We start from the raw sequence: 21,038 nt of genomic DNA on the forward strand, positions 1-21,038 counted from the left end.
CGGCGACGCGCCTAGCAGTGAGAACGACTTCAAGCGGCCAACACACGGTCGCGAGCGGTCGTCAGGTGGATGCGGGCGGTGCCGGGACGGGAGTGTTTGCGACCCATCGGTTCCCAGCGCCGACTGCGCCCGCCTGACGGTGCGCGCAGCCATTTTATTGCTCGCCTGGCGTGGGCTAACAAAACGTAGCGAGCAGTTGTCACCTGGGGGCGGACGGCGCGCAGAAACCGGAATGCACGAGTGATACATGCCGATTTCAAGCAGCGGCCGCGCCCGCCTGACAGCTGCGCAGTCGTTTTGAAGCCGCTCTTAGTTGGCGGACTTCAGCGTGCCCTTGGGCAGCACATGGCCCACGGCACTCTTCTGCACGCGGATGCGCACGTTGTCGGCCACTTCCACGGTGAGGAAGTTGTCGCCGATGTCGGTGATCGTGCCAGCCACGCCGCTGGAGGTGATGACTTCATCGCCGCGCGAGAGTTTCTCCAGCAGCGACTTGTGCTCTTTCTGGCGCTTCATCTGCGGGCGGATCATCAAAAAATACATGACCGCGATCAGGATGATCGGCAACGCGAAGGTGGACAGGCTTCCCATCGGGCTGGCGGCCGGCGCGCCACCGGTGGCCTTCGCCTGGGCGACGGGGATCAGGAAATCGAGCAGATTCATTCAATGCATCCTAGTTTGGTGCCAGCGCGCCAATCGGCCCGCTCGCTATTCAGGTACCGCCGAAGCGGAACAGCCGGGAAGTATGCCATGCGGGTTACAAACCGTCCGCGCAAGGGCACGGACGGCCGGTTTCAGCTGATTTCCCCCGGCAACGGCGGCGTGATGGCGCCGCGTGCCGCATAGAAGGACCGCCGAAACTCCACAAAGGTTCCCGACGCGATCGCCGCACGCATCTGCGCCATCAACTTCTCGTAGTACCAAAGGTTGTGCAGGGTGCCCAGCATCGGCGCCAGCATCTCGTTGCAGCGGTCCAGATGGCGCAGGTAGGAGCGCGTGTAGCCGCTGCTGCAGGCGTGGCACCCGCAGCCCGGCTCGATGGTGTCCAGGTCGCGCTCGTACTTGGCGTTGCGGATGCGCACCGTGCCGAACGAGGTGAAATAGTGACCGTTGCGGGCGTTGCGGGTGGGCATCACGCAGTCGAACATGTCCACGCCGCGCGCCACGCCTTCGACCAGATCTTCCGGCCGGCCGACGCCCATCAGGTAACGCGGGCGCTCGACCGGCAGGCGCGGATGCAGGTGTTCGAGCATCGCATTGCGCTCGTGCTCCGGCTCGCCCACCGCCAGCCCGCCGATGGCGTAACCGTCGAAGCCGATGCCTTGCAGCCCGTCCAGCGAGCGACTGCGCAGGTCTGGATGCACCCCACCCTGCACGATGCCGAACAGCGCCGCGTCATTGCCCAGAACGTCATGCGCCTGCCGCGAACGCTGCGCCCAGCGCAGGCTCAGCTCCATCGAGCGGCGGGCCACGTCTTCGGTGGCCGGATACGGCGTGCACTCGTCGAAGATCATCACGATGTCTGAATCGAGCACCTTCTGGATCTGCATGCTCTCTTCGGGGCCCAGAAACACCCGCGCGCCATCGGTGGGCGAGGAAAACGTCACGCCCTGCTCGGTGATCTTGCGGCGATGCGCGAGCGAAAACACCTGGAAACCGCCCGAATCGGTGAGGACAGGCCCATTCCAGCGCGCGAACCCGTGCAGCCCGCCGTGATCGCCAATCACATCCAGACCGGGCCGCAGGTACAGATGGAAGGTGTTGCCCAGGATGATCTCCGCACCCAGCGCGCGGATCTGCTCGGGCAGGATGCCCTTGACCGAGCCATAGGTGCCCACCGGCATGAACGCCGGCGTTTCCACCGTGCCGCGCGGAAAGGTCAGGCGGCCACGGCGCGCATGGCCGTCGTTGGCTTGAAGCTGGAACTGGAGTCGGGACATTGGAAAGCCGGGAATGGAGAATCAGGAGTGGGGAATCGAAAGAGCGGTTGGCAGGTGGCTGATCGTTCGGCGGATGCCGATTTACGACTCCCCACTCCCGACTCCCGATTCCCTGCCCCACAACAACATCGCATCGCCATACGAAAAGAAGCGATAGCGCTGCGCGATGGCGTACTGATAGGCAGCGAAAATGCGGTCGCGTCCGGCGAAGGCGGAGACCATCATCAGCAGCGTGCTTTCGGGCAGATGGAAATTGGTGACCATCGCATCGACGCTGCGGATGCGGTAGCCGGGCAGGATGAAGATCTGGGTTTCGCCGGCGAATGGCAGCAGTTCGCCATCGGGCGCGGCGTCGGTGGTGCGCCAGGCGCTTTCCAGCGAGCGCACCACCGTGGTTCCCACCGCGATGACGCGGCCGCCGCGCGCGCGCGCGCCGCACCTGTTCGACCAGCGCGGCGCCGACGTTGAGCCATTCGGTGTGCATCACGTGCTGGTCCAGCGCATCCACGCGCACCGGCTGGAAGGTACCGGCGCCCACGTGCAAGGTGATATGGCCGAACTCCACCCCGCGCGCGCGCAACTGCGCTAGCAGCGCCTCGTCGAAATGCAGGCCGGCGGTGGGCGCGGCCACCGCGCCCACTTCGCGCGCGAACACGGTCTGGTAGCGCTCGCGGTCTTCCACCCCCGGCTCACGGCGGATATACGGTGGTAGCGGCAGCTGCCCGGCTTCCGGCAACCACTGCTGCAGCGGCGCGGGGATATCGAAGCGCAGCAGATAGAACTCGCCATCGCGGCCCAGCACTTCGGCCTGCCCGCCGGCATCCAGCGCGATCAGGCTGCCGGCCTTGGGCGACTTGCTGGCGCCGATCTGCACGCGCGCTTCGCGCTCGCCGAGCAACCGCTCGATCAGTATCTCCACCCGCCCGCCACTGGCTTTTTGCCCGAACAGGCGCGCCGGAATCACCCGGGTGTCGTTGAAGATCAGCAGATCGCCCGGCTGCAGCAGCTCGGGCAGATCGCGCACCTGGCGGTCGACCAGCGCCTGCGGCGACGGCGGTACCACCAGCAAGCGACTGGCCGCGCGCTCGGCCAGCGGCGCCTGGGCGATCAGCTCGTCGGGTAGCGAATAGTTGAAATCGGACTTCTTCAAAGGTTCGGCGGTGCAGCGATTGGGGGCGCTAGTTTAGCGGGACAGGCTGGGGCAGGTTTGGCTGCCTTTTCCTGCCAGGAGACAAAACCTGCAGAGGTCGCGGATCGGCGTGACTTCCTTCTCCCATCAGGAGAAGGTGGCACGTAGGAGGTGCTCTGATTCGCTCACGAATCAAGCCTTTTACGATTCCTCACAGCTCATTTCCAAGCTCCTCACCGCTCAAACTTCGTCGATAAAATGATCGAGGTCGTCGTGCGCTCCACCCCGTCGATGGCGCCGATGGCATCGGTGAGCACGTCCATCTCGTTGACGCCGCCGACCACGCCGAGGGCGATCAGGTCGTAGGCGCCGCTGACCGAGTGCAGCAAACGCACTTCTGGGATGTCGCGCAGCGCCTTGACCACGGAGGGCATCTTCTTGGGTAGCACGGTGATGAGGATGTGCGCGCGGATGCGGCCCTGTTCGTAGGCGTCGTGGGTGCGCACGGTGTAACCGCTGATCACGCCGTCGCGTTCGAGCTTTTCGATGCGGCTTTGCACGGTGGTACGCGACAGCCCCAGTCGGCGCGCGATCTGGGCGGTGGAGGCACGCGCGTCCTCGCGCAATAGCGACAGCAGGCGTTCGTCGGAAGGAGTGATTTTCACTATGCAAAGCTGTTTCGGCGAATCGACGAAAATACCGCACTTCTCGCCCAGATTAACGCTGCCAAACGCCGATCTTCTGCCGATAATAGGAAGGGAACGCCACCTTGTAGGAGATGCGCCATGTCTGTCCTTGCCCCGCTCGCCCCGCTGCGTGCCCATGCCGGCCGTTGCCTGACCGATGGGCTGGACGATGCCAGCATCGTGTGTCTGGCCAGCACCCACCCGGATCTGCAACAGGCCATCGACGCCGCTGCCGCCGAGTACGCGCTGGTACGCGAGGAGGCTGCCGACCTGCTGGATCTGGACGAAGACGCACAGATAGGCGCCGTGCAGGAGGGTTTCATCAATTTCTACGCCGACGATGCGGTGACCCCGTACGTGGCGCTGGCCGCGCGCGGCCCCTGGGTGATCACGCTCAAGGGCGCGGTGCTGTACGACGCAGGTGGCTACGGCATGCTCGGCTTCGGCCACACCCCCGCACCGGTCTTGGACGCCATGGCGCGGCCGCAGGTGATGGCCAACGTGATGACACCCAGCCTGGCGCAACGCCGGCTCGACCGCGCACTACGTGCGGAGATCGGCCATACCCGCGGCGGCTGTCCGTTCGCACGTTTCATGTGTCTCAACTCCGGTTCCGAAGCGGTCGGTCTGGCCGCGCGCATCGTCGATACCAACGCCAAGCTGCACACCGACCCGGGCGCACGGCATGCCGGCGCTGCGATCAAGCGCGTGGTGGTCAAGGGCAGCTTCCACGGTCGCACCGATCGGCCCGGACTGTATTCCGATTCCAGCCGCAAGACCTACACCAAGTATCTGGCCAGCTACCGCGACGAGGATTCGGTGATCGCAATCGCGCCCTACGACGTGGCAGCGCTGCAGCGCGCGTTCGACGAAGCTGCGCGCAATCACTGGTTTATCGAGGCGGTGTTCCTGGAGCCGGTGATGGGCGAAGGCGACCCAGGGCGCGCATTGCCAGCCGCGTTCTATGCCGCTGCGCGTGAGTTGACCCGCCTGCACGGCAGCCTGCTGCTGGTGGATTCGATCCAGGCCGGCCTGCGTGCGCACGGCGTGCTGTCGGTGGTGGATTACCCCGGCTTCGAGCAGCTCGACCCGCCGGATCTGGAGACCTATTCCAAGGCGCTCAATGCCGCGCAGTACCCGCTGTCGGTGCTGGCCGTGACCGAACACGCCGCGCAGGTGTATCGCAAGGGCACCTACGGCAACACCATGACCACCAATCCGCGCGCGCTCGATGTGGCCTGCGCCACGCTGGCGTTGTTCACCCCGCAGGTGCGCGAGAACATCCGCACGCGCGGCGCGCAGGCGATCGCCAAGCTCCAAGCACTGCAGTCAGAGCTAGGTGGTTTGATTACCAGGGTGCAAGGCACCGGGCTGCTGTTCTCCTGCGAGTTGGCGCCGCAATTCAAGTGCTACGGCGCCGATTCCACCGAGGAATGGTTGCGCCATCGCGGCGTCAACGTGATCCACGGCGGCGAGAATTCGCTGCGCTTCACCCCGCACTTCGCCATGGACGAAGACGAGCTCGATCTGTTGGTCGGACTGATCGCCCGCGCGCTCAAGGAAGGCCCGCGCCATCTGCAGGCTGAAGCCGCCTGAGACGGAACGGCCGGCGACACCTGCAGGCGTGGAAAACCTGCGCCTTGCAGCGCGGATGTCGCGACATTTGTGACATCGCAAGCACGATGCGCAGCGCGCTCACGCAATCGCCTTTCACCAGCGTGAACCGCACAAAACGCCGCAACTTGCGCAGCAGCCGCAACCATCGCCGCCCCGCCATGCAGATCCATTCAACAGATCTGCATGGTCACCCGCAGCCATCAGATCGGCACCGCGCTCAACTTGCGACGCAGGTAATTGGTCACCGCCCGACGCGTCGATTTGCCACGCCAGGACGCCCAGCACAGGTGCGAGCCGACGGCGATCTTGCCACCGCGGTGGCCGAGCCCGAACCAGGTGCGATCCGGATGAAACGCATCGCGCGGCGGGAACACGATGCCGGAGAACTGCCCGCTGTGCGCGTTGTAAAAACGGGTCAGCCCGCGCGGGCCGGAGATCATCGGAATCTGCCGGTGGTCTTCTAGCGTCTCCGGCGCATGCACAGTGAAGATGTGCTCGATAAACGCGCGCCAGAACGGGTGTCCCGCCTCGGAACCGAACACGGCATTACCGATCTTGAAATCCTCGTTGCCGGGCGCGCCCTCTTCGATCGGCAGCACGCACTGCTGTGCCAGCACGTCCGCGCCAAGCGGCTGCAGCAACTTGTAGTCGGTGTCGAAATAGAAGCCGCCGTGCGCGTGCATATAGGCGCAACGGGCAATGTCGGCCTTCATCACGCCAAAGCGGATCGCCTCGTAACGCTCGGCGAATTCAGGGAACGCACGACGCATCAGTTCCGAATTGTCGGCGTCATCCCAGACGTAGCAGACCCAGTCAGGCAAGAGCCGTTGCAGACGGGCCTGGATCCTGCGCTCTTCCCACAGCAGTTGCTTGGTCGGCGCGGTCAGATGAAACACGTGAGGAATCATGGTGGTTTCTCGGGAGCTGGGGGCCACCAAGACCTCCACCGCAGCACCGTGTCGAAACCGGCCACCCGGATGGAGATCCAGCTAACCACATCCTATGCCCATTATTTGCGTGATGTAAATGACATTTTTTTATGGGTATACGAGGTAACAATTGTAAAAATCAATGAATCAGCGTATTTCCCTCACATCTCCCTCATTCGGCATGACGATCCGCTCTGACAATGTCATTTCCGTCACAGACCCTTCATTCCCAGCAGCCATCGTCCCGTCCCTGGAGCGTGGCGCTAGGCGGGCAATCGCGCGGGGCGATGCGCCCGGCTTCGTGTTGGATCAGCCGTTTGGCCGCCGCCGTGTCGCGCTTGAGCTCGACGGCCTCGTACAGGAGACGCCCGGTGGCGGTGCGTGACTCGTAGAGCAACGTCTGGCTGTCGATGCGAAGCACTTGATACAGCTGGGTGTCTTCGCCGACCGGACGCATGGTGGTCTTGCGCGCCATGTCCGAGAGCCGGTACCGCTTGGGCGCGGCCACCAAGACCACAACGACCGGCATTGCCTGCCCGCCCTGGTCGCCGCGCCGGCCATAGGTGTGGTCGTGGCCAGCACCAGATCGACCTTGTGGCGGCGAATCACCGGCGGTACCTGCGCGACCAGCTTTTCGTTCTCGCGATCGGCGCGCGGGGAAAAGAACGGCTGATGGATCAGCACGATCGACCACCGATGCGGGTTATCGGCGAGCACCTTGTCCAGCCATTGCGCCTGCGCCGGGCCGGTGCCCGACTCCAGCGCGGAAGTGCCGTCGAGCACGGCGATGCGCACGCCTTGATAGTCGCAACAGTCACTGGTGCGCGCAGTCGCCGACGGCCCGTTGCGCGGCAAGGCGAAGGTCACCGGCCAATGGCTGCCGAGCGCGCGCGTGGCCTGCGGGGTGTCCTCGCCTTCTTGGTGAGACGCGTGATTGCCCGGTGCCGGCGCTACTGGGGTGCCTTCCAGCAACCAGCGCCCGGCTTCGAACCACTCGGCCCATTCGTTGTCGTCCTGGCCGTCCTTGCCGCTGACCAGATCGCCGGCGAACAACGCCAGCCGCGCGTCCGGTGCGCTGCGCCAGGCCTGGCGAATCGGTGTTTGGTTCGGCGGCCCGCTCGGCGGCGAGCAACTGACCACTCGCCATCGCGACCAGCAACAGCGCTGCAGACAGCGACGCACGCGTAGCGATCATGGCGCGCAGTCCTTCAAACGCAGCGTGCGCGCGATATCGCGCCAATCGAATGCCGCCACCGCCTGGTCGTCGTGTAAGGCGTAAAACACCCCGCCCGGGAAGCGTGCATCGCCGCGCTGATCCAGCCACACGCCGTCGGTATTGGCCGTTACCCGGCCGGCAAACGCGCCCACATGCGCCAGGCTCTGGCGATCAAACACCTGGAACACGCTGCGGTCCTTGAACTGATCTGTGGCGATCCAGTAACCGCTACCGTCGGTGCACGCCAGCAAGGTCATGCCTTCAGCCTGTGCCTTGAACAGGCCGGTGCCGACGTTGCGGCCGCGATACCGCCCGTCCATGCCGTATTCGCGTAGCTGCGTACCCACGGCCACGTCTTCTTCGGCAATCATCAAACGCGCATTGGCTTCATCGCCGAACACCGATTCGGCAATCCGCACCGCACCCGCCTCGGTGGTGTCGCCAAAGCTCTGGGTCAGGCGCGATTGCCAGCCCTGCCCTGCGTTGTTCAATTGATAGCGACGAAAGCGTTGGCCGAGTTCGGCCAATGGCGGCGGCAGCTCCTTGTTGTCCGGGGACATGTAGTTGTCGCTAACCACCACCTCGTAGCCACCGGCGTGCTTGCGTACCCAAAGGCCGTAGGGCTCGCGTAGTTCGTCCTGACCAAACGTGGTCAACGGTTTGAAATCGGGCAGCGAAAACACCTGCACACGGTGGTTGTCGCGTTCGACCACAAACACCAGGTCGTCGACCACCGAGATGCCGTTCGGGCGATCCAGTTTGCCCAAGGCCTTGCCCTTGCCGCCAACCACCCGCAGACGCTTGCCGCTGTCGCCATCGAACACCACCAGCGCATGCGTGGCCTTGGCGGTGGCGATCACCCAACGGCTGCCATCGGGCGCGATCCAGCTGGCTGGCGAATCCAGATTGTCTGAAGGCGTGGAAGTGGTGATGAAGGCTTCCGGCACCACGTCGTGCGCCACCTTGGCTTTGCTGAGCAAGGGATCTTTCAGCAGTGCTTCGTCGGCTTCGCGGTCGACCGGTGCGCTGGCGCAAGCGGTCAGCGCCATCGCGGTGGCGAGCAGCGTTGCGTGCAGCAGCGTGCGCGTTGCGATCACAGTGCCACCTTCAGGCCGAGTGCGTAGGTGCGGCCGTATTCTTCGTTCTGAAGCGTGCGTGTGGGCACACCCTGGTACAACTCCAGCGGCTCGTCCAGCAGGTTCTGCGCTTCCAGATACAGGCTGACGTGGCTGTTGAATTGATAGTTCATGCTGACATCCAGCTGCGTATTCGGGGCGACATAGATATCGTACGCGCGGCTGGCGCCGATGGTGTCCAGATACTCGCTGCGATACACCGCCGCAACGCGCGCACTGAAACCATATTTTTCATAGCCCAGGTGGCCGCTGTAGATGCGCTTGGACGAGCGCGGCAAGGTGAAGTCGTCACCGGCACGATCGCTCAGACCGGGATTGAAATCGCTGTCCAGCACGGTGGCGCTTGCACCGACCAACAGGCCATTCCAGCCTTCGGGCAGGAAGTCCAGGGCCTGCTGCCAATTGAATTCGGCACCGCGCACCTTTGCGGTGTCGCCGTTGATCGAGCGGGTGACCTGCAGGTTCGGGAACTCTGCATCGTTGGTGCTGATGGTCTGCACGATGTAATCGTCGATGGATTTATTGAACACGCCCAACGAAATCAGACCAGTGCTGCCGATGTATTTTTCGAACGACAGATCCAGATTCTTGGAACGGTAAGGATTGAGATCAGGGTTGCCGATGCTCACCTCGTTGTCGCCGCGGTTGATGCTAACGCGCGGGGAGACATCGCCAAACGATGGCCGCGACAAGGTCTTATTGGCCGCAAACCGCAGCACCCAGTCGTTGCTGGTGTCGTAGCGCAGATGCAGGCCCGGCAACACATTGGTGTAGCTGCTGGAGGCTTGGCGTGGCGTTACCGTGGCGGTGCGGCCGTTCGCCGCCACATCCACCTGATTGCCGGTGGCGTCGAACTGGGTGTTCTCCACACGCACGCCGGCCATCATGCGCAGCGCGCCGATGTCCCAGGTGCCCATCGCGTAGGTGGCGAACACATCTTCGGTGGCGGTGTAGTCGTCCTGCAGCGAGGTCTGCAGATTGCCGCCCACATCCTGCGGACGTGCGCTGTACAGAGTGCCGGAGGTGTTCCAGTAACGGCGCATGCCGTCCGAGCCGATGCTTTCGCCCAAGGTACCGCCACGGTGTTCCGGTGCGGCGGTGGTCCAGTGCTCAGATCGATCGCCGGGCCGCGACGCAGCTCGCTTTCGTCCACATTGACATCGCGCTCGCGCCAGCGGCCGAGCACGCCCATCTTCAGGCTGGAATGCTCGCCATCGAAGCGCACGTTGACCTGCGCGCTGCGCTCGCTGTCGTCCACCTGCTTGGGCGCAAGCACGAAACGGTCGAACACGAAATTGTCGTTGCTCTGCCAGCCGTTGTCGGAGAACCCCAAGCGCGGAATACCGCTGTTCTGATCGACCGTGGCCGACAGATCGTCGCCGCCATCGTTGAAGCGCGCTTCCATCTCATCGTTCACGCGCTCGGTGGTCTTGGTGTAGCCCACCTTGTAATCCACAGTGGCCGCGCTCAGGCGATTTTCACCGCCCACGCTCAAGGCCATGGTGTCCTCCTTCTTGGTGCGATAGCGCACACGCTTGGAGATCGAATCGGCCGGCAGATCGGCCACGTTGTAGCTGCCATCGCCATTGGCGCTGACCACACCATCGGCCAGACCGAAAATCGTGCGCTGACGCGTTTCGGCATCGTCGAAACGGCTGTACAGCGTGCGCAGGTAATAGCGGTTGTCCGCATCCGGTCGCCAGTCCAGATTGAGATTGGCGCCCATGCGGGTGCGTTCGATGAAGTATTTGCGGCGTTGCACTTGGCCGGCAAACAAATCGTCCGCTGCACCGCCCTCAAAGCTGTCGTAGGCCACTTCGGTATTGTCGGATTCGAATTGGCGATCCTGGTAGTTCACGCCCACTGCCACACCGACCGTGCCGTCGAAGATATCGCTGTAGTTGAACGCGCCCTTGGGGCTGGTCTTGCCCGACAGCGACGGGTGGCTGCCTTCGACAGAGCCGCGCAGCGTGCGGCCGTCGCGATCGAATGCGGAGGTGGACTCGACCTGGATCGCGCCGCCGATGGAATCGACCGGCATGTCCGGAGTCGGCGACTTGACCACCTTCAGCCGCTCGGTCGAGTCGGAGGGAATCAGGTCCAGCGGCGCCGAGCGGGTGCCGTCTTCGGGCGTGCCCATGGTCATCCCGTCGATGGTGACGCTGTTGAGCGCCGAATCCAGACCGCGGATGACCACGAAGCGGCCTTCGCCCTGATCGCGGGTCACGCTGACGCCGGGCAGGCGCTGTAAGAATTCTGCAACATTTTTGTCGGGATACCGACCCATCGCATCGGAGGCGACCGCATCTTGGATCGCATCGGAGCTGCGTTTGAGATCGACCGCGCGCACCTGCGATTCCACCTGCGGGCGCACTTCCAGCCGCTCCAGATCGATGGCCGCAGCGCTTGCTGCGCCGGCTGCGGCAGCACCCTCAGCCGCCAGCGCAAGCGAGCTCCACGTGGTCGCAGCCAACGTCAGCGTGATCGCCAGGCACAGCGGCGTCTTGTTCAACACGGGTGCTTCCCCAATTGGTTAAGAATGGGGTGGCACGCTATGTCCACGACGTTTCACTGACATGACATGTGCAAACGCAATCACGCGCGATGTGTGGCGACGCTGCCGCTGGCTGCGGCACACTTCACGTCTGTCCACCTTGTCACTGCCCATGAAAATCGTCGAAGTCCGTCACCCCCTCGTGCAGCACAAGATCGGTCTGCTGCGCGATGCCGCCTTGAGCACCAAGGGCTTCCGCGAATTGGTCACCGAGCTGGGGACGCTGCTGGCCTACGAGGCCACCGCCAATCTGGACACCGAATCGCACACCGAACCGGGCTGGGCCGGGCCGGTGACCGTCCAGCGGATTGCGGGCGCAAAAATCACCCTGGTGCCGATCCTGCGCGCAGGTCTGGGCATGTTGCCCGGCGTGCTAGCGCTGATCCCGACCGCGCGCGTGAGCGTGGTTGGGCCTGCAGCGCGACGAACAAACCCTGCAACCGGTGCCCTACTTCGAACGCCTCACCGGTCGCCTGGAAGAGCGCGACGCGCTGATCCTGGACCCGATGCTGGCCACCGGCGGCACGCTGATCGCCACCATCGACATGCTCAAGCGCGCGGGCGCGCGGCGGATCAAGGGCATCTTCCTGGTCGCCGCACCGGAGGGCCTCAAGGCCCTGGAATCGGTGCATCCGGATGTGGAGGTGTACACGGCGGCAATCGACGATCATCTCAACGAGAAGGGCTACATCCTGCCGGGCCTGGGCGATGCCGGCGATCGGATTTTTGGTACGCGGGTGGAGTGAATGATTGCGGGTGCGTGCGGACAGATCCGCTCTGATTGATGCGCTGCACGTTGGTGAACTGCATGTGGGCAAGAGAGTCATTACATGCAGTCATAGAGCTGCTGCTTGATCGTGCAGCCTGTTAGAAATCTCAGACATCCATCACCGCGTCGACGCCTCGATCGCCGCACTCACATACACCAGCGGCGCATTCCAGTTGATCGCCACTTCGTTGCTGGCATAGCTGCAGGCGTTATCCAGATACGACAGCGCCGGTAGGTTTGAGGAGTACGCCACCTTGCAGTCCTTGGCATCCTGCTGGCCAGGTTGCGGGCCACCGGCCAGCCAGCCCGGCACCGGCGCGTCGATGCCATCGGCTTCGGAGGGACGATGGTGGATATGCAGCGGGCTGCGCAGCCCTACCCCGGTAACGAACGACATCCACAACGGATTACGCCCCAGGATGTAATCCAACTGCGATTGCGCGGCATCCAAAAATGGCCGCTGCTGGGTCAACCGGTAGCCCTGCATCAGCATCATCGCGCGGTTGAGCACCACCGCGTTGCTACCCCACACGAAGTCCTTGTCCGTCATCGCCAGACGCCATGGCGAGGCCTGCCACTCATCGGCAAGACGCTGCGCCAGACCGGTAACCTCGCTCGAGATGCGTGCGCGATCGGCATGCGGAGTGAGCTGGTCGCGATGTTCGGCCAGCGACATCCAGGCCAGTCCGCCGACATTGCTCCAGCCCGGCACGCTGGCCGGCACATTGCGCGCGATCATCGCATCATAGAAGCCATCCTCGCGCGTGCTCACATACAGCTCCGCCGCAGCCCAGGCGAATTCGTCGTCCACCTGCGCGTCGTCGTAGCCGCCGGTGCGCACGTCATCGGGCTGGCGATAGATCACATCCGGGTGCTGCTGCGCCCACGCCCAGGCGCTGCGCGCGGCTTTCAACATGCGTGCCGAGGCGCCGGGATACTGCTTGTCGAACGGCGCATACACGCGGCTGGCCGCCGCCATCACCGCAGCGAAATCCAGCGTGGCGGCAGTGGCTTTCATCACCACATAGCGTTGTTGCTTCGCTTGGTCGGGCATCACCAGTCCATCAAACTGCTTGTCGGTGAGCTTGTGGTACACCCCGCCATCGGCGGGGTCCTGCATGGCCAGCATCCATTCCAGATTCCACCAGGTCTCCTGCAGGATGCCTGGCACGCCGGGCGCGTCGTTGGGGATGCTCAGGGCCTGCGCCTGGAACAACGCCGGATACTGCGCGTAGGCGGCCAGCAAGGTGTAGGTGCTGATGCCGGAATTGACGATGTACTTATTGTAGTCGCCAGCGTCGTACCAGCCCTTGGGCGCACTGATCACGCTGTCGGCCGGGCGCGTTGCCGATGCCGCCGAGGGATGGATGCGCACCTGCGTATCCGGATGCCCGGCCGCGCGCGCATAACGCCCGGCGAACCTGGCCGGCAACGCGGTGCTGGCGCGATTGAAATAGAACGCCTTCAGCGATGCATCGACCACTGGCTGGTAGGCGTCCGCCGCGATCGGGAATGGATCCGATACCGGCAACCGGTCGATCTTCAATCGATACGTGCCCGGCGTGCGCAGTGCGGAAAAGTCGGCCACGCGTGCCTGTTGCCCCGCCGGTGCCCAGGTGGCCGCCGGTGACAAGCTGCCCTCCAGCACGCGACGGCCGTTGGCATCCTCGATCGTGAAGCGGCCTGTAGCGGCCGCATCGGACGGCGGTAAGCCGACCACTGCCAGCTTGGCCGAAGCTGGCAGATAACCGAGTTGATTGACATGGATCGAGCCACCGGAACGATGGACGGCGGGCTCAGCGGCACGAGCGTTCAGGAAAAACAGCAGCGCGGCGGCAGCCAACATGGCGGCAGGATTTCTCACGCGCCAATGGTGGCCGCACCACAGCGCCACCACAAGCCCAGATCATCGCAATGCGCCTACTGGCGTACTGATGTAAACGCTGGAACCGTTCAAGGATTGCTGTCAACTGCTAGCGCCATCCCATTCTTCCGCCGATTGGACCTAGTCGGCTGCCCCGCTGTTCAAAAGCCAGGCGCACCCGAAAAAGAAGATTGGACTTCTCATCAAAACGCCCGTGCGTTTACATCGTTTACGCCAATCCACCATATCGGCTGCCGGCTAACGTGGCTTGGCGTCCTGGCGCTGTATCCGCCTCACTGCAACGGCAGGAGCACCGCCACTTCATGACCAAAAGGACATCCGATGAATATTATCGACAGCAGCAAGAAACCCAGTGCGCCCGACACCCTGGACCCTGACCAGCACCAAGCTAAACAACGTGGAATGGCCCGCTGGAAGCCATTCCTCGCAGGCAATACAAACCCGGACGTCTACTTTCTGGAAGGCAAGCTCGTCGTGCGCCTAGTCGACGCCGCCGTGACTAGCAAGAAGGACGACTACGACAACACCTACATTGTCTATGAGCCAAAGATGGTCACTACTACGGGCTGTTGAACGGATCCTAGATCAACTGCAAGAAGACACTAGGCAGGCACTCGCCTGTTAACTGTCTGCGGATCATCATGGGCCGGCCTTCGAGCCGATCTCCGTATCCAATTGCACTTGCGCCTTACCCACCGGATTACGCGGGTCGCTGCCACCGCTGAGCACATTGCTGCGCTTGTCCCATTCCACCGTCTGCAGGTTGCCCCACACGTGGCTAGAACCGCGGCCGCCGGCGGCGGTGTCGCCCGGCAGCTTGAGCGCGTGGCCCATCGCCTGCAGCGCCTTAGCAGTCTGCGGCGAGAACGCGTTGCTCTCGGCGTCGATCACGTCCGGCAGCCATTGGTGGTGATAACGCGGCAAGGCGCTCACCTGCTGCGCGTCCAGGCCGGCGTCGTAGCCCAGGATACCGAGCAGCACCATGGTGATGATGCGGCTGCCGCCCGGGGTGCCGATCACCGCGACCTTGTCGGCCGATTCCATGAAGGTTGGCGTCATCGAGCTGAGCATGCGCTTGCCCGGCTTAGGTGCGTTGGCCGCGTAGCCCATCACGCCGAAGGCATTCGGCGTGCCCGGCTTGAGCGCGAAGTCGTCCATCTCGTCGTTGAGCAACACGCCGGTGCCCTTGGGGATCAGGCCCGAGCCGTACAGCAGATTGACGGTCTGGGTAGCGCCAACGCGATTGCCTTCGCCATCAATGATGGAAAAGTGCGTGGTCTCGTCGTCTTCCAGCGGCGTCGGGTTGCCCGACAGCAGATCGCTGGGCGTGGCCTTCTCCGGATTGATCGTGGCACGCAGGCCTTGCGCGTAATCCTTGCTGGTCAGCACACGCTGCGGCACAGCGACGAAATCCGGGTCGCCCAGGAAGAAGGTGCGGTCGCGGTAGGCGCGGCGCATCGCTTCCACCACCAGATGGGTGCGGTGCGCGTCATCGAGCGTGTCCAGCTCCCAGCCTTCCAGAATCTGCAACATGGCGGCCAGCGCGATACCGCCGGAAGATGGCGGCGGCGCGGTAGTGATTTTCCAGTTGCGGTAATCGAACTGGATCGGCGTGCGCTGCTTCACCCGATAGCCAGACAGCTCGGCAGCCGTCCACTGACCGCCAGCCTGCTTGACGCCGGCCAGCAGCTTCTTGGCGGTTTCGCCTTTGTAAAAGCCGTCAAAGCCCTTGTCGCCGAGCAGTTGCAAGGTATGCGCCAGCTCGGGCTGCTTGAAGATATCGCCCTCCGCAATCGGCGTGCCGCCGCGCAGATACACCTCACGCGTGCCTGGATAGCGCTCCATCACTTCGTGCCGCGCCGCATAGCCCTTGGCCATGCGCGCGTAAACCGGAAAGCCTTCGGTGGCGATACGGATCGATGGCCCCAGCGACTGCTTCAGCGGCAGCCGGCCGTGCCTGGAGGCCAGCTCCACCAGCGCGGCGGGCAGGCCCGGAATACCGGCCGACCATGGGCCGTTGACCGATCGGTCCCGGTCCAGCTCGCCCTTCTTGTCGAGGAAGCGCGCCTGGCTTGCCGATTCGGGCGCGGTTTCGCGCGCGTCCAGCATCACGTCCTTGCCGGTCTTGGCATCGTGCAGCAGGAAGAAGCCGCCACCGCCCAGACCCGAGCTGATCGGTTCGACCACCGCCAGGGTGGACGACACCGCGATTGCCGCATCGAACGCGTTGCCGCCCTCGCGCAGGATCTGCAGACCGGCATTGGTGGCCAAGGCATGGCCACTGGCAATCGCTGCGCCGGGCGGATGCGCTGCCACCGGCGATGTGGCAGACGCCGCAGGTTTGGCGCCATCGGCAGACCACGCCGTCGGTGCCAGCACCAAGGCCAGCAACAACAGGCCGCGCGAATAAAAACGACGGGGAACAATGCTCACGGGGCGCGAGGCTCCTGTTCGTAGAGTTCGGGGTGGTCGCGCTGCAGCTGCATGAGCTTGGCCAGCAATTGGTCATGGGTTTCAGGGATGGCCGGATCCGGGTCGATGCATTCGACCGGGCACACCACCACGCATTGGGCTTCGTCGAAATGGCCCACGCACTCGGTGCAGCGCGCCGGGTCGATCACGTAGATGGTTTCGCCCATCGAGATGGCCTGATTCGGGCACGCGGGCTCGCAGACATCGCAGTTGACGCAGAGCGCGTTGATCTTTAGCGACATATCAGCACCACCATGCGATGCCACGCAGCGCTATGCAACTGCAGGCGCTGCAACGCAACATACTGCTGCAGGCGGGCGCACATGGCGCGGATCGACAAACGAACAACGTCGTAGGCGCTGTCGGAGACCGGACGGACACGGCCGGCTACGGTGGAATGGGAATTCAGCAGCATGCTGCTGGATCTGCACACTGCGGCCGGATGCGCCCTCCCGCGCATCCGGCCTGGTACGGCATTACTTGGCTTCAACGAAGGTGTATTCCGCGCCTTTGGGCTGCACGATGGTCTGCACGCGTGCATTCTCGGCGGCATTGCCGATAAACAACACGCGCACGCCCTTCATCGAATCCGGCTGCACGTCCTTGAACGCCGCATCGATCAGGTCGGCCATCTTGGTCGAAGCCGACGAACCGAAGGCCAGCATGTTGCCCGGCTGCACGCCACGCGCGAGCGCGGTCTTGACGCTTTCCAGCTGACGCTCGTAGCTGCCGGCGAACTCGGCATCGGACTCCGGCGGCAAGTAATACAGGAACGGGCTGTTGGTGGTGGTGCCCAGGTTCTGGCCAACCACTTCCTGCAGGTACTTCTTCCAGCCGGCGTTGTCGTCCTTGGCCGGCGCGGTCAGCGCAGCCGGGGCGGCGGCAGCGGTGGGCGCTGGCTCTTCCTTCTTGCAGGCGGTGACGGCCAACGCCGCGATCGAAGCGAGCACCAGCGCGCGCATTATGTGTTTCATGAAACTCCTCCCTTTGAAAAGCATGTGGTGATGGGAATGCTAGAGAATCAGGCCTGCGCGCGTGATTGGCGCACCTGCCGCAAAGCCTCGACGACCGAGGCCGGAACGAAACCGGACACGTCCCCGCCCAAGCGCGCGATTTCGCGCACCAGCGAGGACGAGATGAAGCTGTACTGCTCGGCCGGGGTGAGAAACAGCGTTTCCACCTCCGGGATCAGATGGCGGTTCATGCTGGCCATCTGGAATTCGTATTCGAAGTCGGACACCGCACGCAAGCCGCGCAGCAGCACGCCGGCGCCCATCTCGCGCACGAAATGCGCCAGCAGCGTATCGAAGCCGCGCACTTCCACGTTGGCGTGCGCGGCCAGTGCTTCCTGGGCCAGCTCGACACGCCGTTCCAACGGCAGTGCCGGACCCTTGGACGGGCTGTAGGCCACGCCCACAACCACGCGCTCGAACAACGGCGCGGCACGATTCACCAGATCGATATGCCCGTTGGTGATCGGGTCGAAGGTACCGGGATAGACGGCGGTGCGGCTGTTGGCCACGCTCATACGGAAACTACTGGGGTCGGGTCGCTGTTCAGTGTAGCAGCGGCCCGGCGGTACAGCGCATAGCGCACCTGCTGGGTGGCGCCTTCGCGATGCAGATGCCAGCCGGCCGGCACCTGCGGCGGCATCTCGGCCGGGCCTTCCAGATACAGCCAGGCATCCGGTGTGAGGTGCGCTGGCAGGCGTTCCAGCACGCTTGGCCACAGGCACGCAGCAAACGGCGGGTCGACGAACACGATGTTGGCCTGCGCCGCAGGCGCGCGCTCCAGCCAGCGCAGTGCATCCTCCTGCAGCACCTGCACCTGATCGGACGCATCCAGCTTGATCACATGCGCGCGCAGCCGCTGCACCAGGCCAGGGTCGCGCTCGATCAGGGTCGCGTGCGCAGCGCCGCGCGACACCGCTTCCAGACCCAGGGCGCCTGAACCGGCAAACAGGTCCAGCACGCGCGCACCGGGCAAGCGCGGCATCAGCCAGTTGAACACCGTCTCGCGGACCCGGTCGCTGCTCGGGCGCAGGCCCGGCAGGTCGGGCACCGCCAGCTTGGTGTTGCGCCAGCGCCCGCCGACGATACGCACCTTCCCTTCGGCGCCGCGTGGCGCCGGTCGTGCCGGGCGGCTCATCGCTGCTTTCCTGATGGAGAACAACAAGCGCTGGAGAGTGACAGGACGCGTGGCGGCATGGAGCAACGCAAGACAAACGGGGCGGCCATGATAGCGCTGCCCGGCGCTGGCGCCGCCCGTGTCGTGCTCCACGCACATTGCGCAATCCACACCCTTGCCTTGAAAAAATCCCCGTGCGACCTCATCCCCCAGGCCATCGGCCGCACTGCGGCCTTGGCCACCACGGAGCACGACCCCAATGACCGTTGATACCGTCAAGCAGACGCTTGGCTTCCAGACCGAGGTCAAGCAGCTGCTGCAGCTGATGATCCATTCGTTGTACTCGAACAAGGAAATCTTCCTGCGCGAGCTGGTGTCCAATGCCGCCGACGCCGCCGACAAGCTGCGTTTCGAAGCACTGGTGAAGCCGGAACTGCTGGAAGGTGGCGGCCAATTGCGCATTCGCGTGGACTACGACAAGCACGCGCGCACCGTCACCATCGACGACAACGGCATCGGCATGAGCCGCGAAGATGCGGTCTCGCATCTGGGCACGATCGCCAAGTCCGGCACCGCCGACTTCCTCAAGCATCTGAGCGGCGACCAGAAGAAGGACGCCAACCTGATCGGCCAGTTCGGTGTGGGGTTCTATAGCGCCTTCATCGTCGCCGACCAGGTCGACGTCTACTCGCGTCGCGCCGGCCTGCCCGCCAACGAAGGCGTGCATTGGTCCTCGCGTGGCGAAGGCGAATTCGAAATCGCCAGCGTCGACAAGCCCGAGCGCGGCACCCGCATCGTGCTGCAGCTGAAAGAAGGCGAAGACAGCTTTGCCGACGGCTGGACGCTGCGCGGCATCCTCAAGAAGTACTCCGACCATATCGGCCTGCCGATCGAAATGCGCAAGGAGCATCACGGCGAAGAGGCCGACGCGCCGTCCGAGCCGGAGTGGGAAGCGGTCAATCGCGCCAGCGCGCTGTGGACGCGCCCCAAGAGCGAGATCACTGAGCAGGAATATCAGGAGTTCTACAAGCACGTTGCGCACGATGCGGGCAACCCGCTGGCATGGAGCCATAATAAGGTCGAAGGCAAGCTGGATTACACCTCGCTGCTGTTCGTGCCCGGCCGCGCGCCGTTCGACCTGTATCACCGCGATTCGGCAAAGGGCCTGAAGCTGTATGTTCAGCGCGTGTTCGTGCTGGATCAGGCCGAGCAGTTCCTGCCGTTGTACCTGCGTTTCATCAAGGGCGTGGTGGATTCGTCCGACCTGTCGCTGAATGTCTCGCGCGAGATTCTGCAATCTGGCCCGGTGGTGGATTCGATGAAGTCCGCGCTGACCAAGCGTGCGCTGGACATGCTGGAAAAACTGGCCAAGGACAAGCCCGAGGAGTATGTAACGTTCTGGCGCAACTTCGGCCAGGCGTTGAAAGAAGGCCCGGCCGAAGATTATGCCAACCGCGAAAAGATCGCCGGCCTGCTGCGGTTCTCCTCCACCCACGACACCACCGGTGCGCAGAGCGTGTGCCTGGCCGATTATGTCGGCCGCTTGGCCGAAGGCCAGGACAAGCTGTATTACCTCACCGGCGAGAGCTACGCGCAGATTAAGGACAGCCCGCATCTGGAAGTGTTCCGCAAGAAGGGCATCGAAGTGCTGCTGCTCACCGACCGCATCGACGAATGGTTGATGAGCTACCTCACCGAGTTCGACGGCAAGTCGTTCGTGGACGTGGCACGCGGCGACCTGGACCTGGGCAAGCTGGATTCGGAAGAAGACAAGAAGGCGCAGGAAGAAGTCGCCAAATCCAAGGAAGGCCTGGCCTCCCGCATCAAGGCCGCACTCGGCGACGACGTGGCCGAAGTGCGTGTCTCGCACCGCCTGACCGACTCCCCGGCGATTCTGGCCATCGGCCAGGGCGACCTGGGCCTGCAGATGCGTCAGCTGCTGGAAGCCAGCGGCCAGGCCGTGCCGGAAACCAAGCCGGTGTTCGAATTCAACCCGGCCCACCCGCTGATCGAAAAGCTGGATGCGGAGCAGGATATGGACCGGTTTGGCGATTTGAGCCGGGTGCTGTTCGACCAGGCTGCGTTGGCGGCGGGCGATAGCCTCAAGGATCCGGCTGGGTATGTGCGGCGGTTGAACAAGTTGTTGTTGGAGCTGTCTGCGTAAGGCTTCCGGCCCACTTGTGATACATCAAGACCGGCGCATGCGCCGGTCTTCTTTAACAATTGATACGCCCAGGGTTTCCTAGACATCTCATGGCCATGGAAAATGACGGATGAGTTCAAGATCGAGGCGGTCCGGCAAGTGACTGATCGTGGGTTCAAGGTGGCAGAAGTCGCCGAGCGGCTGGGTGTCACGACGCACAGCCTGTACGCCTGGCTGCGCAAGTTTGGCAAGTCTGGCGTGGTGCAGCGCGCCGAGGTGGACCAGAGCGCCGAGGTTCGGTGGCTGAAGGCAGAGTTGCGTCGAGTGACCGAGGAGCGCGACATCCTAGGGCCTTTTAACACATACGAAGCCCTTCAACGATCAGGACGAAGCTCAGGAATCCGAGGAACATGACGTCGAGCTTCTCAAAGCGCG

Annotated in this window: 14 protein-coding genes, 1 other RNA gene and 6 pseudogenes; 5 read left to right on the plus strand and 16 right to left on the minus strand. The window is 63.8% G+C overall.

All coding sequences use genetic code 11. The annotated features are described in order from the left end of the window. Window positions 1-173: 173 nt before the first annotated feature. From XpopCFBP1817_RS02700 to XpopCFBP1817_RS02720, 5 genes and pseudogenes are all read right to left on the minus strand, one after another. Window positions 174-249: non-coding RNA, sX9 sRNA (locus XpopCFBP1817_RS02700), on the minus strand. A 60-nt stretch (window positions 250-309) separates the two neighbouring features. Beyond that, window positions 310-663 (minus strand): preprotein translocase subunit YajC, encoded by a 354-nt coding sequence (gene yajC / locus XpopCFBP1817_RS02705; RefSeq protein WP_128415877.1) that lies wholly within the window; start codon window positions 661-663, stop codon window positions 310-312. Between the two features lie 131 nt (window positions 664-794). Beyond that, window positions 795-1,940: a tRNA guanosine(34) transglycosylase Tgt gene (gene tgt, locus XpopCFBP1817_RS02710; protein ID WP_128415878.1), complete on the minus strand. Its 1,146-nt coding sequence runs from the start codon at window positions 1,938-1,940 to the stop codon at window positions 795-797. An 81-nt stretch (window positions 1,941-2,021) separates the two neighbouring features. Continuing rightward, window positions 2,022-3,090, minus strand: a pseudogene (gene queA, locus XpopCFBP1817_RS02715) (tRNA preQ1(34) S-adenosylmethionine ribosyltransferase-isomerase QueA). 212 nt (window positions 3,091-3,302) lie between these two features. Further along, entirely contained in the window at window positions 3,303-3,734 is a 432-nt protein-coding gene (locus tag XpopCFBP1817_RS02720) for an Lrp/AsnC family transcriptional regulator (protein ID WP_064634670.1), read from the minus strand. Window positions 3,735-3,854: 120 nt separating this feature from the next. Here XpopCFBP1817_RS02720 and XpopCFBP1817_RS02725 point away from each other — a divergent pair, with 120 nt between their 5' ends. Further along, complete coding sequence (locus XpopCFBP1817_RS02725) at window positions 3,855-5,351, plus strand: aminotransferase class III-fold pyridoxal phosphate-dependent enzyme (RefSeq protein ID WP_128415879.1); 1,497 nt, start codon at window positions 3,855-3,857, stop codon at window positions 5,349-5,351. A gap of 221 nt (window positions 5,352-5,572) precedes the next feature. On the opposite strand, the gene XpopCFBP1817_RS02730 is transcribed toward XpopCFBP1817_RS02725, so the two are convergent. The 4 genes and pseudogenes from XpopCFBP1817_RS02730 to XpopCFBP1817_RS02745 all read right to left on the minus strand — a co-directional run bounded on the left by XpopCFBP1817_RS02730 (window position 5,573) and on the right by XpopCFBP1817_RS02745 (window position 11,168). Continuing rightward, window positions 5,573-6,280 carry a glycosyltransferase family 32 protein gene (locus XpopCFBP1817_RS02730; RefSeq protein ID WP_128415880.1) on the minus strand — a complete coding sequence of 236 codons (708 nt, stop codon included), beginning with the start codon at window positions 6,278-6,280 and terminating at the stop codon, window positions 5,573-5,575. A gap of 244 nt (window positions 6,281-6,524) precedes the next feature. Further along, a pseudogene (locus tag XpopCFBP1817_RS02735) lies at window positions 6,525-7,396 on the minus strand (metallophosphoesterase family protein); the annotation flags it as partial. Window positions 7,397-7,492: 96 nt separating this feature from the next. Further along, window positions 7,493-8,566 carry a phytase gene (locus XpopCFBP1817_RS02740; RefSeq protein WP_425479044.1) on the minus strand — a complete coding sequence of 358 codons (1,074 nt, stop codon included), beginning with the start codon at window positions 8,564-8,566 and terminating at the stop codon, window positions 7,493-7,495. Between the two features lie 44 nt (window positions 8,567-8,610). After that, a pseudogene (locus tag XpopCFBP1817_RS02745) lies at window positions 8,611-11,168 on the minus strand (TonB-dependent receptor). Between the two features lie 151 nt (window positions 11,169-11,319). On the opposite strand from XpopCFBP1817_RS02745, the pseudogene upp reads away from it, so the two are divergent. Further along, a pseudogene (upp, locus tag XpopCFBP1817_RS02750) lies at window positions 11,320-11,953 on the plus strand (uracil phosphoribosyltransferase). 141 nt (window positions 11,954-12,094) lie between these two features. Here the strand turns inward: upp and XpopCFBP1817_RS02755 are convergent. Further along, window positions 12,095-13,756 (minus strand): annotated as a pseudogene (locus XpopCFBP1817_RS02755) (glycoside hydrolase family 9 protein); the annotation flags it as partial. A gap of 426 nt (window positions 13,757-14,182) precedes the next feature. On the opposite strand from XpopCFBP1817_RS02755, the gene XpopCFBP1817_RS21780 reads away from it, so the two are divergent. Next, window positions 14,183-14,434: a hypothetical protein gene (locus XpopCFBP1817_RS21780; RefSeq protein WP_167393795.1), complete on the plus strand. Its 252-nt coding sequence runs from the start codon at window positions 14,183-14,185 to the stop codon at window positions 14,432-14,434. A gap of 66 nt (window positions 14,435-14,500) precedes the next feature. On the opposite strand, the gene ggt is transcribed toward XpopCFBP1817_RS21780, so the two are convergent. From ggt to rsmD, 6 genes are all read right to left on the minus strand, one after another. Continuing rightward, window positions 14,501-16,294, minus strand: a complete 1,794-nt coding sequence (gene ggt, locus XpopCFBP1817_RS02760) for a gamma-glutamyltransferase (protein ID WP_128415882.1) — start codon at window positions 16,292-16,294, stop codon at window positions 14,501-14,503. Beyond that, complete coding sequence (locus XpopCFBP1817_RS02765; RefSeq protein ID WP_128415883.1) at window positions 16,291-16,575, minus strand: YfhL family 4Fe-4S dicluster ferredoxin; 285 nt, start codon at window positions 16,573-16,575, stop codon at window positions 16,291-16,293. The genes ggt and XpopCFBP1817_RS02765 overlap by 4 nt, the downstream gene beginning before the upstream one ends. After that, entirely contained in the window at window positions 16,566-16,748 is a 183-nt protein-coding gene (locus XpopCFBP1817_RS02770) for a hypothetical protein (protein WP_128415884.1), read from the minus strand. Before XpopCFBP1817_RS02770 ends, XpopCFBP1817_RS02765 begins: the two co-directional genes overlap by 10 nt. 61 nt (window positions 16,749-16,809) lie before the next feature. Continuing rightward, window positions 16,810-17,307: a hypothetical protein gene (locus XpopCFBP1817_RS02775; RefSeq protein WP_167393799.1), complete on the minus strand. Its 498-nt coding sequence runs from the start codon at window positions 17,305-17,307 to the stop codon at window positions 16,810-16,812. Window positions 17,308-17,354: 47 nt separating this feature from the next. After that, window positions 17,355-17,861, minus strand: coding sequence for a pantetheine-phosphate adenylyltransferase (gene coaD, locus XpopCFBP1817_RS02780; protein WP_128415885.1), 507 nt, complete (start codon window positions 17,859-17,861; stop codon window positions 17,355-17,357). Continuing rightward, the gene (gene rsmD, locus XpopCFBP1817_RS02785; protein ID WP_128415886.1) at window positions 17,858-18,481 is read right to left on the minus strand and encodes a 16S rRNA (guanine(966)-N(2))-methyltransferase RsmD; all 624 of its coding nucleotides are present in this window, start codon (window positions 18,479-18,481) and stop codon (window positions 17,858-17,860) included. Before rsmD ends, coaD begins: the two co-directional genes overlap by 4 nt. Before the next feature lie 238 nt (window positions 18,482-18,719). Between rsmD and htpG the strand changes: the two genes are divergently transcribed. Next, the gene (gene htpG, locus XpopCFBP1817_RS02790) at window positions 18,720-20,624 is read left to right on the plus strand and encodes a molecular chaperone HtpG (RefSeq protein WP_128415887.1); all 1,905 of its coding nucleotides are present in this window, start codon (window positions 18,720-18,722) and stop codon (window positions 20,622-20,624) included. A 102-nt stretch (window positions 20,625-20,726) separates the two neighbouring features. Beyond that, window positions 20,727-20,951, plus strand: a pseudogene (locus tag XpopCFBP1817_RS02795) (transposase); the annotation flags it as partial. Between the last annotated feature and the right edge of the window lie 87 nt (window positions 20,952-21,038).

This window comes from Xanthomonas populi, from assembly GCF_002940065.1.
Taxonomy (GTDB): Bacteria; Pseudomonadota; Gammaproteobacteria; order Xanthomonadales; family Xanthomonadaceae; genus Xanthomonas; species Xanthomonas populi.

Coding starts and splice junctions, on each gene's coding strand:
- yajC (WP_128415877.1), bottom strand. CDS start 663: ATGAATCTGCTCGATTTCCTGATCCCCGTCGCCCAGGCGAAGGCCACC.
- tgt (WP_128415878.1), bottom strand. CDS start 1,940: ATGTCCCGACTCCAGTTCCAGCTTCAAGCCAACGACGGCCATGCGCGC.
- XpopCFBP1817_RS02725 (WP_128415879.1), top strand. CDS start 3,855: ATGTCTGTCCTTGCCCCGCTCGCCCCGCTGCGTGCCCATGCCGGCCGT.
- XpopCFBP1817_RS02730 (WP_128415880.1), bottom strand. CDS start 6,280: ATGATTCCTCACGTGTTTCATCTGACCGCGCCGACCAAGCAACTGCTG.
- XpopCFBP1817_RS02740 (WP_425479044.1), bottom strand. CDS start 8,566: ATGGCGCTGACCGCTTGCGCCAGCGCACCGGTCGACCGCGAAGCCGAC.
- XpopCFBP1817_RS21780 (WP_167393795.1), top strand. CDS start 14,183: ATGAATATTATCGACAGCAGCAAGAAACCCAGTGCGCCCGACACCCTG.
- XpopCFBP1817_RS02765 (WP_128415883.1), bottom strand. CDS start 16,575: ATGTCGCTAAAGATCAACGCGCTCTGCGTCAACTGCGATGTCTGCGAG.
- XpopCFBP1817_RS02770 (WP_128415884.1), bottom strand. CDS start 16,748: ATGCTGCTGAATTCCCATTCCACCGTAGCCGGCCGTGTCCGTCCGGTC.
- XpopCFBP1817_RS02775 (WP_167393799.1), bottom strand. CDS start 17,307: ATGAAACACATAATGCGCGCGCTGGTGCTCGCTTCGATCGCGGCGTTG.
- coaD (WP_128415885.1), bottom strand. CDS start 17,861: ATGAGCGTGGCCAACAGCCGCACCGCCGTCTATCCCGGTACCTTCGAC.
- rsmD (WP_128415886.1), bottom strand. CDS start 18,481: ATGAGCCGCCCGGCACGACCGGCGCCACGCGGCGCCGAAGGGAAGGTG.
- htpG (WP_128415887.1), top strand. CDS start 18,720: ATGACCGTTGATACCGTCAAGCAGACGCTTGGCTTCCAGACCGAGGTC.